At 67.2% G+C, this 13,425-nt stretch carries 18 protein-coding genes; all 18 read left to right on the forward strand.

The features are described 5' to 3' along the window. The 18 genes from PWF70_RS23770 to PWF70_RS23855 all read left to right on the forward strand — a co-directional run bounded on the left by PWF70_RS23770 (nt 1) and on the right by PWF70_RS23855 (nt 13,404). Nucleotides 1-1,683: a peptidoglycan DD-metalloendopeptidase family protein gene (locus PWF70_RS23770; protein WP_286352999.1), complete on the forward strand. Its 1,683-nt coding sequence runs from the start codon at nt 1-3 to the stop codon at nt 1,681-1,683. Between the two features lie 38 nt (nt 1,684-1,721). Continuing rightward, on the forward strand, nt 1,722-2,351 hold the full coding sequence (locus PWF70_RS23775; protein WP_259936718.1) for a hypothetical protein: 630 nt from the start codon (nt 1,722-1,724) through the stop codon (nt 2,349-2,351). Beyond that, nucleotides 2,348-3,715, forward strand: a complete 1,368-nt coding sequence (locus PWF70_RS23780) for a hypothetical protein (protein ID WP_075863226.1) — start codon at nt 2,348-2,350, stop codon at nt 3,713-3,715. Before PWF70_RS23775 ends, PWF70_RS23780 begins: the two co-directional genes overlap by 4 nt. Before the next feature lie 154 nt (nt 3,716-3,869). Further along, a complete protein-coding gene (locus tag PWF70_RS23785) occupies nt 3,870-5,894 on the forward strand; it encodes a cutinase family protein (RefSeq protein WP_286353000.1) in 2,025 nt (674 codons plus the stop codon). Then, entirely contained in the window at nt 5,891-6,157 is a 267-nt protein-coding gene (locus PWF70_RS23790) for a hypothetical protein (RefSeq protein WP_286353001.1), read from the forward strand. The genes PWF70_RS23785 and PWF70_RS23790 overlap by 4 nt, the downstream gene beginning before the upstream one ends. A 37-nt stretch (nt 6,158-6,194) precedes the next feature. After that, nucleotides 6,195-6,389: a hypothetical protein gene (locus tag PWF70_RS23795; RefSeq protein WP_075863223.1), complete on the forward strand. Its 195-nt coding sequence runs from the start codon at nt 6,195-6,197 to the stop codon at nt 6,387-6,389. A gap of 24 nt (nt 6,390-6,413) precedes the next feature. Continuing rightward, nucleotides 6,414-7,082, forward strand: coding sequence for a hypothetical protein (locus PWF70_RS23800; RefSeq protein ID WP_286353002.1), 669 nt, complete (start codon nt 6,414-6,416; stop codon nt 7,080-7,082). Nucleotides 7,083-7,297: 215 nt separating this feature from the next. Beyond that, the gene (locus PWF70_RS23805) at nt 7,298-7,834 is read left to right on the forward strand and encodes an HNH endonuclease family protein (RefSeq protein ID WP_286353003.1); all 537 of its coding nucleotides are present in this window, start codon (nt 7,298-7,300) and stop codon (nt 7,832-7,834) included. A gap of 20 nt (nt 7,835-7,854) precedes the next feature. Further along, nucleotides 7,855-8,247 carry a hypothetical protein gene (locus tag PWF70_RS23810; RefSeq protein WP_286353004.1) on the forward strand — a complete coding sequence of 131 codons (393 nt, stop codon included), beginning with the start codon at nt 7,855-7,857 and terminating at the stop codon, nt 8,245-8,247. A 59-nt stretch (nt 8,248-8,306) separates the two neighbouring features. Continuing rightward, nucleotides 8,307-8,612 carry a hypothetical protein gene (locus PWF70_RS23815; RefSeq protein ID WP_286353005.1) on the forward strand — a complete coding sequence of 102 codons (306 nt, stop codon included), beginning with the start codon at nt 8,307-8,309 and terminating at the stop codon, nt 8,610-8,612. Nucleotides 8,613-8,846: 234 nt separating this feature from the next. Then, nucleotides 8,847-9,017, forward strand: coding sequence for a hypothetical protein (locus PWF70_RS23820; protein WP_158037506.1), 171 nt, complete (start codon nt 8,847-8,849; stop codon nt 9,015-9,017). After that, nucleotides 9,014-9,727, forward strand: a complete 714-nt coding sequence (locus tag PWF70_RS23825) for a hypothetical protein (protein ID WP_286353006.1) — start codon at nt 9,014-9,016, stop codon at nt 9,725-9,727. The genes PWF70_RS23820 and PWF70_RS23825 overlap by 4 nt, the downstream gene beginning before the upstream one ends. Before the next feature lie 163 nt (nt 9,728-9,890). Beyond that, a complete protein-coding gene (locus PWF70_RS23830) occupies nt 9,891-10,199 on the forward strand; it encodes a hypothetical protein (RefSeq protein WP_139319486.1) in 309 nt (102 codons plus the stop codon). Next, nucleotides 10,196-10,912 carry a hypothetical protein gene (locus PWF70_RS23835; protein WP_286353007.1) on the forward strand — a complete coding sequence of 239 codons (717 nt, stop codon included), beginning with the start codon at nt 10,196-10,198 and terminating at the stop codon, nt 10,910-10,912. Before PWF70_RS23830 ends, PWF70_RS23835 begins: the two co-directional genes overlap by 4 nt. Nucleotides 10,913-10,982: 70 nt before the next feature. Beyond that, nucleotides 10,983-11,315, forward strand: coding sequence for a hypothetical protein (locus tag PWF70_RS23840; RefSeq protein WP_259936728.1), 333 nt, complete (start codon nt 10,983-10,985; stop codon nt 11,313-11,315). A gap of 117 nt (nt 11,316-11,432) precedes the next feature. Beyond that, nucleotides 11,433-12,098 carry a hypothetical protein gene (locus tag PWF70_RS23845; RefSeq protein WP_286353008.1) on the forward strand — a complete coding sequence of 222 codons (666 nt, stop codon included), beginning with the start codon at nt 11,433-11,435 and terminating at the stop codon, nt 12,096-12,098. 29 nt (nt 12,099-12,127) lie between these two features. Beyond that, nucleotides 12,128-12,541, forward strand: a complete 414-nt coding sequence (locus PWF70_RS23850) for a hypothetical protein (protein ID WP_286353052.1) — start codon at nt 12,128-12,130, stop codon at nt 12,539-12,541. After that, on the forward strand, nt 12,541-13,404 hold the full coding sequence (locus tag PWF70_RS23855; RefSeq protein ID WP_286353009.1) for a hypothetical protein: 864 nt from the start codon (nt 12,541-12,543) through the stop codon (nt 13,402-13,404). Before PWF70_RS23850 ends, PWF70_RS23855 begins: the two co-directional genes overlap by 1 nt. Nucleotides 13,405-13,425: the final 21 nt, after the last annotated feature.

Genomic DNA, 13,425 nt, shown 5'->3' on the forward strand with positions numbered 1-13,425 from the left:
GTGACAGTCACCACCGCGCCTGCACCGCCTACGCCAACACGACCACCCACCACCGACGCTCCGGGGAAGCGTCGGTGGTGGTTGTGGCTGCTCGCCGTCGTGCCGGTCGTATTCCTGCTACCACCATTGATGCTGGTGATGATGGTCGGCGGCAGTGGCGGCGCCTGCGGGCCGATCCCGACACTCGAGCTGGCTCCGGGTGGGGCACAAATCGCCGGCCTCAACCCGCAACAGACGCGGATCGCCGCGACCGCGGTCGGCAGGGTCGCAGCCCGAAAACTGCCGGCCAAAGCAGCGATCATCGTCATCGCGGTCGGGCAAGATGAATCAGGTCTGCGGAACCTATCGAATCCGGCAGTGCCAGAATCAATGTCGCTGCCCAACGATGGCGTGGGTTTCGACGGGGGCTCGGTCGGCTATTTGCAGCAACAGCCCCAGTACGGCTGGGGCACAGCTCAAGAGCTGATGAACCCTGCGATCGCCACCGACAGGTTCCTCAACGCCCTGATCAAGATACCGGGCTGGCAGAGCATGGACCCCGCCCAAGCGGCTACCACGGTGCAGCGCAACGCCACCGGTGCTGCTGCCTATCAGGAGTTCATGGGATCGGCGACCAAGATCGTCGCCTCGCTGTCCGACAACTCGCAGGTCACCGACTATGTCGAGACCGTCGGTAGCGATGCAGCTGCGGCGGTTCCGGAACAGAGCGCATCGCCGGGCACACAGGTCAAGCCGATGAAGGACGGCACCTACCAGGTGTCCTCACCGTTCGGTCCGCGCGGCGGCGAACAGCACCAGGGGATCGACCTGGCCGCTCCGGTCAACACGCCGTTCTACTCCGTCGCCGACGGCACAGTGGTCGACGCGGGGCCCGCCAGCGGGTTCGGGCAGTGGATCGTTCTCAACCATCAGATCGACGGCAAACTGTTCGCTACCGTCTACGGCCACATGTATCCCGATGGCGTCCTGGTCAAAAAGGGACAGAAAGTCACCGCCGGGCAGCTCATCGGCAAAGTCGGAAACAACGGCCAATCCACCGGTGCACACCTGCATTTCGAAGTCTGGGATAGCGGGCACCGCGACTTCGACGGCGGCCACGCTATCAACCCCGCCGCCTGGGCCACCACCGGCACCAACCCCAGTGGCGCCGCGGCTCCTGGCAACGGCGACGCAGCTTCCGGCGGTGCGGCGTGCCTCCCACAAGCACCCGTACCCGGCGGCGCCGACATCGAGGGATTCCGACCCGGAGGACCGGCCGGACCCAACATTGTCGCTGCTGCGGCCTCCCAGATGGGTATCCGCTACTCCTGGGGTGGCGGCGACCTCAATGGACCCACCAAGGGAATCAGTGACGGCGGTGGCGCCGGCGATGCGCACCAGGACTACGCGATTCCCGGCTGGGACTGCTCGGCGCTGACCCGCTACGCAGTGCACAAAGCGACCGGCAAGACCATCGCCCGCACCTCCCAGCCGCAGTCGACCGGAGGCATCCCGGTACCAGACGAGGCACACGCCGAGCCTGGCGATCTGGTCTTCTTCGGAGGACAAGGCAGCGCCACACACGTCGGGATCTACATGGGTGGAGGGAAAATGGTCAACGCTCCTCAGTCAGGCACCAAGGTCCGTATCGACAACATCCACAACGGTTTCTCCAAACCGATCACCTTCCGCCGCTACCACTGACCCGCACAACACAATCGAAAGCCTTGGGGGCCTTCCACATGAAACGACCACTGGCCATCGCAGCCACCATCGTCGGTGCCGTCGCGTTGATCGCCGCTGTACTAGTCCTTGCTGGCGCCTTCACCGACGACCCGCCATCCCCAGTCAGGCCACCGTCTGCGACCTCTCCGGTCACCATCGCCCCCGGACAGGACCCACGCACTGACGCCAGCGGCACCGACTCAGCTCCACCGCGATTCGCCGAACCGTTCACCGACGTCGACCCCGCCGACCCAATCGCGGTCATGCAGGCCGGACTCGAAGCGCTGTTCACCTACCGGCCCGGGGAGGACGCCACACAACTCGCTGCCGCTCGTCGCGCCGAACCACTGCTCGGGCCCGCCGGTATCGACGCCGGATTCGCGTCCCTGGCCCCGATCACCGGAGCCCAATGGCGCCAGTGGGCACAGGCGCGTGCCAGTGTGAAAGCAACCGTGTCGATTCCCGCCAGCAACGACAATCCCGACACACCGACCGCGGTGTCGCGCATCGCCACCATCACCCACCAGGTGACAGATCCCGCAGGCCGTCCGGCCGGGCGCCCGCCGAGCCCGTTCGCGGTGTACACCACCGTCAGCAAAGACACCACCGGTGCCTGGCGCATCACTAGACTCTCTGTCCAGCAATGACCGCCGACGACAACGACCATGACCACACACGAGAGGCACCCGCGATGAGCGAGGACACCGAACTGACCTGCGACTGGTGTGTTCTGTATTCCATCGCCCAACCTCGCACCGTGAGCTACGGCATCACCGTGCGGGACTGCTGTGCCGGCACCACCATCGACTACCTTCTGTGCGATCAGCACTGGGCGATCCTGCGCGATCAACGATTTCCCGCCGAGTGCCCCCGCTGTGGCGACCTCGCCGCCACTCTCGACGACATCGTCACCACCGTGATGCCCCTAGGCGACTACGAACACAGCGAACTGTCTCCCGACACCGCCCAATACCCCGCGCCGGCCAACGCGACCGCAACACTGCTGCGGACCGACACCGACCTGCCCAACGCGCTGCGCGCGGTCACCCAAGTCACCACGCACTATGCGAAGGCCGATTCCGACGCACCAGAGGCATCGGCAACCGACTCCTCGGCAGCAGAGCTCACCCCGGACTACGACTACGTGACCATGGCCGAGGAGATCTGGCTCTATCGCCGCGAGCAGCAACGTCTCGACGTCGACTACGAGCAGTACGGCCGCCACATCGATGACCTGTCCAGCCAACTCCGCGAGGCCACCGCTATCAACGATGCGCCCGCGGCGCAGTATCTCGATGCGCAGCTCGCGCATTGGCACCAGCAACGCCAACTCGCCCAGGACTACGCCCACGACTCGCTCAAACACGACCGGCAGGCGTTCGCGATCTGGCGGCAGACCAGCGACGGCCAGTTCTTCACCGACTGGGTCACACGCGCTTTCACGATCACCACCTGGATCGCCGACGTCGACGAACGCTGGCATCAGCGTTGGCAGGAACTCCTCGACGACACCATCACCGCCGAGGAACGCGCCGCGCACGACACGGGCATCTGGATACCCCGCCCACGCCGCCATACAGTGCTGCGATATTTGCGTGATACCGCGGTGGTAACCACCCTGGTGGGGCTCGTTGTCGCGGCCCTGCTAGGTCCGGCCTGGCTTGCGCTGGCCGCCGCGGGCGCGGTGGCAGCCGGTTACAGCATCTTCTCCGCCAGAGACACCACCTGGGAGTCTCTCAACCGCGCGGCCGCTCGGCAGTCGCGTGCACAACGCGTTGAGCGCTTCGGGTTCGACCCTCTCGACGAGCCGGATCGGCCCGCCCCACGATGGTCGGTCGAGCCCAACCCGATTGGCTACGTGGTGACACTTCAAACCGCGGCGACGACGGCGTTTGAGAGCCATCCGCGACCAGACGCTCTCCCCGAGCTGCACTATCCGGTGGTGGCTGCCACCTACACAGTCCCCGAAGGGATGCGCGAACTCCTGGCGTCCCTTGCTCCGCCTGCGTAACGCGCAGGAGGGGGCCGGTCGCCGCCCATGCGGTGACACGCCCGTAGCCAGGTAAACCGCACGTCTATTGGGGGAGCCCCGTAGTACGATTGTGCACATATTTGTTCGTGATAAATGGCTTGTATGTTCGCGTAACCGCGGAGGGGGCAGTGAGATGACCGTCGCGAAGGGGTCACGACGCCGGCTAAGCCGGGCGACAGCAGTGGGCGTTCCTGCCGCGTGCCTCAGCCTCGTCATCGCTGTGTTCGCGACCTTCCTCATGCCCGCGGCATCCTCGGCGGCGCCGAGCTGCCCGAAGGTGGCAGTGGTGATGGTGCCGGGCACCTGGGAGACCACACCCACCGCCAGTCCGCATCAAGCGACCGGGATGCTCAAGCAGATCACCGACCCCATCGCGGCGAAATACGGTGCGGCAGTCCAGATCATCTACACCCCCTACACCGCGGATGCGTTCCGCAAAACGACTTATGGTGCGTCGAAGGCCGACGGTGTGCGCGCACTCAATACTCAGCTGTCTAAAATCACGGCCGCCTGCCGGGCAATCAAGGTCGCGTTCGGCGGCTTCTCCCAGGGTGCCGACATCGCCGGTGACGTGGCCAGCAATATCGGTAACGGCAAGGGCCCCCTCGAGCCAGATCAGGTCCTGGCCGTAGCGCTGCTCGCCGATCCGAAGCGGGGCACAGCCGGCGAGGTCGGTGTGGGACCGCAGCCGGTGGGCACCACCGGCATCGCCGGGCCCCGCCAACAGGGGATGGGCGCCCTGGCAGGAAAAGTGGCCACCATCTGCGCCCCCGCCGGCCCCGGCCGCAGCGCAGACCTGTACTGCGGTGTCGACGCCAAACGCGACGGCCTACTGGCCAGCCTCGGGACCATCCTCAGCCAGAGTGGGGCCACCCCCACCGGCCCCACCTCCGACTCGACCACAAGCGGGCCTGGTACCGCCGACGAGCTGGCAACATCGCTGACGAGCAACCTCGATCCGGAAGCTCTGGGCGGCATCAGCACCACGCATGCCGACCTCACCAGCGCAGCCACCCCGGCCGACGGTTCGGTCAACCCCAACCAGCTGGCCCAGACGGCATCGACCCTCGTCGACACCCTCTCCCCGCTCGTCGATATCGCTACCTCGGTTGCCGGAGATCCTGGACTGGCCCAGCGGCTCGGATCAGCACCCGCAAACTCACCCGAGCACGCAGCGTCCACCGTGCTCGGCGCGGTCAACAAGGCCGACCTCTCCCAAGCCGTGGGCACAGCACGTCAGCTCGCACAGACTGCCGGCCAGCTCAGCACCTCATCGCTCCCGGCGAACACTCCCGAGGCCCAGCAACTGACCTCCACCGCCAAAGGCCTGTCCAACCAGATCGCACCAGTCGCCGCCACCCCCGCTGACACCCTGACTACCGCCAGCAACGTCCTCGCCGTGCTGCAACCGCAAGTCCTCGTCGACCAGCTCACCAACGTCGCCAGCGGCGTCGGTGGCATGGCTGCCAACCTGCCCAAGATCATCGCCAACTTGCAGGCCCTGCCCGCGCGGATCGCCGCCGCAGACATCGACGGAAGCCACCGCATCGCAGGCGAACTCAACAACCTGTTCCGGCCTCTGGTGGCCATGGCCGCCCAGATCGACTTCAAAGCCGCCTCGCAAGTCCTGGCCATGATCCCCGACCCGTACGGCTACACCCAGATCGCCGCGATGGTGCTCTCGATCATCGGCAACGTCGACATCGTCCGCCTGGCCAACGACATCGGCCAAGCACAGGAAGTCGCCTGGGCCGCGCTCAAAAACCCGACCGCGCTGGCAGGACTCATCCCGATCGGCCTCGACATCGCATCGGTAGCCAGCGGCATGCTCACCGGCACCGCGGCCAAAACCGACCCCCAACTCCTCGGTCAGCCCACCGAGGTGTCGTCACAGACCGCCACTTTGATCCAGGGCGCCCAGACCAAGAACCTCGCCGGCCTCGCCGGATCGCTGACCGAGCTGGCCACCTCCAGCAACGCCAGCGACCTGACGAAGCTGGTCTCCCAAGGGCTCGACGCCGCAGCGTTTTTCGGCTCACAGTCCCACGTCAGCTACGGCAACCTCACCGTCGACAAGCACGGCCGCAGCGCCACCCAATGGCTCGCTGACTGGATCAACCAACGGATCGCCACCGTCGTCGGAGGAACCAGCGTATGAGCACCAACAGCCGTCACACACCCAATCCCGGTCGGCGCCTGGCCGCAACCCTGTTGCTCGCCGGAATCGCCGCCGTCCTGACGCTCGTCAGCGCCCCCCACCCGTCTGCGGACGCTCACGCGCTCAACCCGCCCCGAGTCCCGTGCCATCCCGGCACCCAGTACATCTCCGGCGGCGGCTGGCACCCCGGCTACGTCTTCGGTGCGCGCTGCGAACCCATCCACGCACCCAACAACCCCAACGCTTTCAAACACCGCAACTGAACCGCTTCGTCGCCGACCCGAACTGGAGGTTTCCGCTATGGCCACCACCGCAGAACTGGTGCTCGCCGACATCCTCGATGTCGGACCCGACGACGAGGTCGACCTCACCAGCTTGGCCCGCGAACTCGCCGACACCGGTATCGATCCCAGCGATCCAGCCAACGAGCACCTCATCCTCACCGCCGCCGAAGCCCACACCTACACAGGCCTCACCAGCGCCCGGACCGCCTGAACGTCACCCGGAGGACCCTCAGCCATGACCTCTCGTCACAGCACCATCCCCGGCGCAGACCCCACGTCCGCGCCCGGACGCACCACGCAGCCCCAGGGCCGACGAGGCACACTCGCCGTCGCAATCGTGGCCCTGGTGTTCGCCGTCCTGATTGTCGGCACCGGAATCGGTCTGGCGCGTGCCGACGACGCCCCGAGTGCTCCCGGCGACGCACCCACCGACAAGATCGGCGTGCTCACCATCAGCCACGTCACCACCGACGGGACACCGGTGGAGAACTCGGTGATCCAGTTCGAACGCGTCAACAACACGACTACCACGCCCCCCAGTGCCACTACCGATCCCAGTCCGACGACCACCACGCCGCCGACATCAGCAGTCGAACCTTCGACACGCACCGAAAACCCCTCGGAGGCAGCAACTCCCGCGCCACAACCGGCGAGCGTGCGACTGCCGATCGGCACCACCTTCGATCTGATCACCGGCAAAGAGCCCATCGTGCTCGCGGTACCCGAAGGTGACTACACCCTCACCCAACTCGGAATCGTGGCAACCGGCACGAACAGCGAAACCGGCCCCACCGCTGACAAGGTCACCGTCCACGTAACCGCCGGTAAACAGGTCGACGGCAAGCTCACCGACCGCACGCCCGCCAATACGTCAACGTCCACCGAACCAGCCCCGGGCAACTGATGCGCCGCCTAATACGACTAGCGATCGCCGTCGCCTTAGTCCTCGGCCTCGGAATGGGAACCGGATTCATCGACCCGCACAACCCCACCGACGCGATCACCCGCTACTTGTCAGTCCTGTCCCCGGCATCTGCCGACGCCCCACCCCCGACCACGGACCCAGTCGACGCCGCTCACGTCCAGGCGCTCCTGCGCACTGCCTCAGTAGTTCCCACGATGAACGAAGAACCCGGCTACCAGCGGTCATGCCGCAAAGGCAAAGGGTGCGTGTTCGGCCCGGCCTGGACCGACGACTCGGATGCGGCGTTGTCGCACAACGGATGCGACACACGCAACGACATCCTCAGGTCACAGCTCACGCACGTGCAGCTCGACCCGAAAACCCGCGGCTGCACAGTCCTCTCCGGCGTGCTCGATCCCGACCCCTACACCGGTGCGGTCCTCCAGTTCCGCAAAGGCACCACCAGCAGCGACATCGAGATCGACCACGTGTTCCCGCTCGAGGCAGCCTGGCATGCCGGCGCCCACAACTGGCCACTGGCCAAGCGGATCAGCTTCGCCAACGACCCCAGCAACCTGTTGGCCGCCGACGGCTCGGCCAACAGCGCCAAAGGCTCCAAACCCATCGCCGAATGGCTGCCACCCAACCCTGACTACGTATGCACCTACATCGCTACCTATCTCCAGGTCGCCGTGAACTACCAGCTGCCCATCACCACCGCCGATCAGCGCACTGCCCAACGACACTGCTGACCACCGCAGGAGGAGAGCTGATGATCACTACTCCCCATACTCAGGACCTCGACGCCCTGCGCTCCTGGCTGCGGTCTGCACTGTTCGTAATCGTCTCCGTAGGAGGTCTTTTCGGATTCGGCGCGGTGAGCTTCGCCGAACCGTGGCAGAGCCTCGCCGCGCTGATGATCTCTGGTGTCGTGATGGCCGTTGCTGCGCTGATAGCGGCGGCAGCATTCGGAAACAAGCCGCTTCTCGCGCTGCTACGTCCCGCCGCCGTGTGGTTTCTGACCCTCGCGTCATGGGTCAACGCCGTCGCATCGGTGTCATGGGCGCTGTACCTCACGATCCTGATCGTGTGCACCGCGCTCGTCGCTGCGCAGGCAATTCTTCGTCATCGGGTCCGCCGCTGCGAGGCAGTGGCGGCGTGGTGACGTCGGGCGCTCACCAGGGCGCAGCCAACACAAAACCGAACAAACCACAGGAGAGCGCCATGACCACCACAACCGCCCACAGCCGCGGCCTGCGCCGCGCTGCGACCGCAGCGCTGCTCGCCGCCTCGATCGCCACCGGACTCGGCACGGCCGTCGCCGCCCCGGCGACGGCCGCGGTGACTCCGATCGGCACCGTCGACGGCCACCGCGCATTCGGCATCGGACCCCACGACAGCGCCGCACAATGCGCGCCGACCGCCAACCGGTTGAACAGCTTCGGCGCCAAGAAGTTCGGTCCCCGGTTCGGGACCTGCTACCGCGCCGGCAACGGCCAATGGTGGGCCATCAGCCCCTGGTCGGCATAACCCCATAGAGACCCCTCCGGCCCGTGACATGGTCTGGCCCCCAACTAGGTCGACGCGGAACGGAGACGAGGAAGCTCGGGTGGCTCCCGCGCCGTCCTGGACGACGACAGCGCGGGCCCGGCCCCCAACCGCACCGGCTGTGCACCGCACAGGACGCGAAGCGGGAGCCACCCGAGCCCCGGCCCTCGGACCCCCAGTGCATCCCAACCGACGACCTTCTGGAAGGCGAACGCCATGACTGCCACAACCGCCCGCAACGTGCTGGCCGAGCTACTCGACCTACCCGACGGCCACGAAGTCGACCTCGGCGGCTTGGCTCGCGAACTCGAGGACGCAGGAATCGACATCGCCGATCCGGACAACACCGACCGCATCCTCACCCTCGCCGAGATGTACCGGTCATGACCAACACGCCCCGCCCCGACCCCTCCGACGCCCGGCCGATCGCCTACTCCGCTGTACCCGAACGCGAAGCCGATCCCGCCACCGTGGCCTACGGCCGCGGCCCGACACCCACCGCGGAGTTCACTCAGCCTGAACCGCACCAGCCAACTGCGGCGCCGACCCCACCGTGGCTCACCCCAGACCCGCCCCGCGACGACTACCGCATCGAGCCGGAACCAGCGCGGCTGGGCTTGTTCGTCGGACACCCGGGCAGTTTCGCCGCCGGGGTCGCGGTCACCGCGGTAGCGGTCGCGCTGACCGTCTGGCTCGCGGTGTACTGCGCCAACTCCGTACTCGCCCAGATCGACCCCACCAGCGACTGGTCCCGTCTCCCGCTACCTGTCGGTGAAGCGGTCGGCTGGTCGGTGGCCGGGGTCGCCGCCGCGGCCGGCCTGCTCCTGGGGCTGATGGCCACCGTCGAACCACCGCGCACCTACTACCGGTGGATGGTGGTGCTACTCACCGGCGTCGCGATGGCCACGGTGTACACCGCTACTGGGGAACCGTTGTGGCAGCACGCGATCGCTCCCCTCGCGGTGGTGCTGGTGGCCGCGATCGCCACCAGCATCGGCATTGGACTGGTTGGGTCCGATCGCACACTACGCACCCTCAACCAACGCACCCACGTCCAACCGGGCTCGCCGGCACATACCTGGCAGACACATCGATAAACCAAAGGAAGGAACGGCGATGCAGCACAACCGCACTGGTCGATCTGAACCGGTCACAGATGTCGGGGGCGTCCTTGCCGGGCTGAGTACAGTCATCGGCAACTTTGAGCCCACGCAGGTGTTTGTGGCCATCCGGTCTTGGAAGAACGCGGACTGTTTCGTCGTGCCCAGCCGCGATCCGGACGGCAACCCGATCCCGCCTGAGTGGGCCGGTCGTACCGGTGTGGTGGTCAACGATCGCGCCGAGGTCGTGGTCATGCGACGCACACTCACCGAACCGGAATACGACTATCGCCGCCAACACACAGGCGGACAGGCTCTGCCCAGCTGTGTCGAGGAGCTGACCGAGTATCTGTTCGGTGTGCGGTTCGACGACGCCCCCGACGCCACAGTAACTTTGTCGCATCGATGGATGGTTCACCGCGACCACACCACAGACACGCAACACGCAGCCGTCGGAGCTGCACGGTGACCCCCGCCAACGGTGCATGGGGTCCGCGCTCGTGGTGGTTCCGCCTTGCCGACCACGACGTCGATGAGCCCGTCCACACGCAGGTGCGGCTCCGGTGGATTCGGCACTGGGGTATTGCGGCACTTCACGGAGCGGTGTGCGCGGCGATATCGATGGTGGGGCTCTACGCACTGACACAGATCGGGGCCCCGCCCGTCGGCCCGGTGCTGATCGCGATCGGCAACCTTGTCGCCGCGCTGCTGGTGTTGGGCGTGCTGTTGGCGGTGGCCACGACCACAGCGTCGTATGCGGTGGTGTGGCTGATCGAGACCGTGCGCGGGCAGTGTCCGCGACCGATCGGGGTGGCCGCCGTCGGGGTGGCCGGGGCCGGTACCGGACTGTCGGTGGTGGCGTCGGCTCACGGTGTTCCCGCCGTTACCCGGTGGCTGTCGGGCGGATTCGCCGATCTACGTACGGCTGGGGCCGCAGCAGGAAATGTGTCGCACACTGCGATGTCTGCCGAGGTGGTCGTCCAGTTCTCTGCGACGGCGCCGTGGCTGGCGATGGCCACGGTCATCGCGGCGACCATCTGGCACGGCCCGCACAGCGGCCCCGCGGAGAACCGGGCCATGAGTGGGCGGCTGGACTACCGCACTGTCGATGCCACCGGCTATCTACCGGCGACGCTGGTCGATCAGTACCGACGCCCGAAGCGTGGCAACGCTAATGGATAACGTCGGGCCACGTGCGGACTCGAGTAGAGACCTCACCCACCACAAGCCAGCGGCTACGCTGGGCACGGCGTTGGCAGGATCACCGAGGACCGTTGGCGGGCAGCAGGCGCCACTTCCCGCTGCGCTCGAGCGGCGCGCCGATGAACTGACCGTCGGCGACATCCTCCTCGACGGTCCCGAACCTGCTCACGTCACCGCGATCCACATGCTCACCGACACCGCCACGGGCGCGGGATTCGTGCGCATCACCGCCCGCCACCACGGTGTCTACGGCGAGACCGAGGCATTCACCCTCACCGAACGCACCACCACCGTGCGTCTGATCGCCCTCCACGACGACGGCAGCGACGTCGACATCGACACCGACGACTCCCTCGACATCGAGACCGCCACAGACATCTGAATGGGTAGACTCGACAGCACTTCTCACATATCAGGTTCGCCCGCAGTATCGCGTTCCCGACAGGCCCGGCGGCCGGGGAGGTCCCAGACCTGTTCGGCTGCCGGGTCTCCTGCACTCGTGGCCTGGACCGCCGCCGGCCGGCCGATCCCACCCACGGCCGAACTACCCGGCCCGGGGGAGTGGTGCTGTTGCTGCGGGGCCACCGACCTGCCGCTGGTGGCCGCGCTGTCGGTGGTCTCCCGCAAGTTCACCGACGCCGAATCCTGGGTGTATGGGGGGGACTGGTTGTGCGCGGCGTGCGGATGGGCCTACAGCACAGCCGAACTACGCCGCACCGTGTACGTCGTCAACCAACGACGGCCGGCCCGCACCATCGTTGAGCGCACCGAGTTGGGGGAGTTGCTGACCGCGGGCCCCCTACCGGTCGACCGGATGGTGGTGGTGCCTGTCCGTGGTCGCCGCCACATCCTCCCGACCGCACGGTGGGGGCATGTCTGCACCGACGACACGGCGATTCGGTGGGATGATGCCGCGGTGGCGCTGTTGACCGCTCTGCGATGGCTACGCACCCTGCCCGGGGTACGTGCGGCCATGCTCACCGACCCCGTCCCACCGATGACAGTCATGCGCGCCGTGCCGGCCGACCAGTGGCCCCAGCTGCTCACCGCCTGGGACGCTCTGACGGTGTGGCGCACCCACCCCGGTGCGTGGTGGGACGCCGCGATCGCCCTGTCCACACCGAGCGGTACGGCGCCGGCCACGGCGACGAGGCGGGCAGGGTGAGCGCCACCGACGAGGGGTCGACGCCGACCATGCGATGGCGGGCCGCGGTCCCGGACCTCCCCGCGCTGTCTGACCCGGCCGCCATCACCGCGGAACGATTGCTGCTGCTGGTGCACTACGACCTGGACTGGGACTCCTGGATCGGCGATCACCGCCACCGCTACTGGGACGAGCTGCTGCCGGCCCGCGTGCGGGCGGCGACCTACCGCGCCGACAGCCTGGCCACCTGGTGGTCCCTACTCGCTCAAGCACTCCCCATCACGGTCACCGACCGAGCCCGGCGCCTCGAGGTCGCGCAGCTGCTCACCGAACCCTCGGCGCCGGTGCTCACCCTGCTCCGCGACCAGCTCCCCGCCCTGATCCTGCGGGTCCGGATCATCGCCGAAACCGTCGCCGACAATCGCCGCGCGGCTACCGAATCCGCGGGTGGAGGGGAGAAGTGATGGGGGAGAACCTGATTAGTGCGGTGTTCGACCTCGACATCACCGCCCGAACCTCGATCGTGCATCGCGACGACACCCGCAACGCCACCTCGATCGAGAGCCTGTTCCGCCGCGAGAAAGTCCTGACCCCGACCGGGGAGGTGGCGGTGGTGCCGATCATCTCCGGCAACGCCTGGCGCGGCATCCTGCGCCGCACCGGCGAAACCCTGCTCGCCGAGGTCCTCGACTACGCGGGCCAGTTGACGCCGGCGGCCGCGCACCTGCTGCGCAACGGCGGCTTCCTGCGCAAATCCACCCGCGAGATGACCCCCGAACACGAGCGCGAGTTGAAGACGCTGGTGCCGCTGATCGGGCTGTTCGGCGGCGCCGCCAACGCACGAGTCATGTCGGGAAAACTGGTGGTGTCCAAAGTCGTTCCGGTCACCGCTGACACCCTGCACCTGCTCCCCACAGCACCACCGGATGCTGCGGTACCAGCGTCGGTGCACACCATCCTCGGGCAGGAATCCACCAGCCACAGCAACGACCTGCCCGCCACCAACCCCACCACCGACGGTGAGACCGGCGAGGGGTTCAGCCCGATCCGCCTCGACACCGAAACCCTCATCGCCGGCACCCGCCTGTCCGGACAGATCCGCCTCACCCACGCCACACCGGTTGAGTACGCCCTGCAGGCCGACATCCTCGAGCACTTCGCCACCCACGGCCACCTCGGCGGCCGCACCGCCGCCGGCCACGGCCGCATCCATGCCACCCTCAGCCAGACCATCACCGCCGGCGCAACCCCCAGCGACGTCGACTGGCGGGCCATGGTTGCCGCGAGCCGTGACGACGCGATCGCCGCACTTAACGACCTGACTTAGATAGGCGCGAGGCAAGGCTGC

This window comes from Gordonia sp. Swx-4, assembly GCF_030316175.1.
GTDB lineage: Bacteria > Actinomycetota > Actinomycetes > Mycobacteriales > Mycobacteriaceae > Gordonia > Gordonia alkanivorans.

Coding starts and splice junctions, on each gene's coding strand:
- PWF70_RS23780 (WP_075863226.1), top strand. CDS start 2,348: ATGACCGCCGACGACAACGACCATGACCACACACGAGAGGCACCCGCG.
- PWF70_RS23810 (WP_286353004.1), top strand. CDS start 7,855: ATGATCACTACTCCCCATACTCAGGACCTCGACGCCCTGCGCTCCTGG.
- PWF70_RS23820 (WP_158037506.1), top strand. CDS start 8,847: ATGACTGCCACAACCGCCCGCAACGTGCTGGCCGAGCTACTCGACCTA.
- PWF70_RS23805 (WP_286353003.1), top strand. CDS start 7,298: ATGAACGAAGAACCCGGCTACCAGCGGTCATGCCGCAAAGGCAAAGGG.
- PWF70_RS23850 (WP_286353052.1), top strand. CDS start 12,128: ATGCGATGGCGGGCCGCGGTCCCGGACCTCCCCGCGCTGTCTGACCCG.
- PWF70_RS23785 (WP_286353000.1), top strand. CDS start 3,870: ATGACCGTCGCGAAGGGGTCACGACGCCGGCTAAGCCGGGCGACAGCA.
- PWF70_RS23815 (WP_286353005.1), top strand. CDS start 8,307: ATGACCACCACAACCGCCCACAGCCGCGGCCTGCGCCGCGCTGCGACC.
- PWF70_RS23775 (WP_259936718.1), top strand. CDS start 1,722: ATGAAACGACCACTGGCCATCGCAGCCACCATCGTCGGTGCCGTCGCG.
- PWF70_RS23790 (WP_286353001.1), top strand. CDS start 5,891: ATGAGCACCAACAGCCGTCACACACCCAATCCCGGTCGGCGCCTGGCC.
- PWF70_RS23855 (WP_286353009.1), top strand. CDS start 12,541: ATGGGGGAGAACCTGATTAGTGCGGTGTTCGACCTCGACATCACCGCC.
- PWF70_RS23800 (WP_286353002.1), top strand. CDS start 6,414: ATGACCTCTCGTCACAGCACCATCCCCGGCGCAGACCCCACGTCCGCG.
- PWF70_RS23795 (WP_075863223.1), top strand. CDS start 6,195: ATGGCCACCACCGCAGAACTGGTGCTCGCCGACATCCTCGATGTCGGA.
- PWF70_RS23825 (WP_286353006.1), top strand. CDS start 9,014: ATGACCAACACGCCCCGCCCCGACCCCTCCGACGCCCGGCCGATCGCC.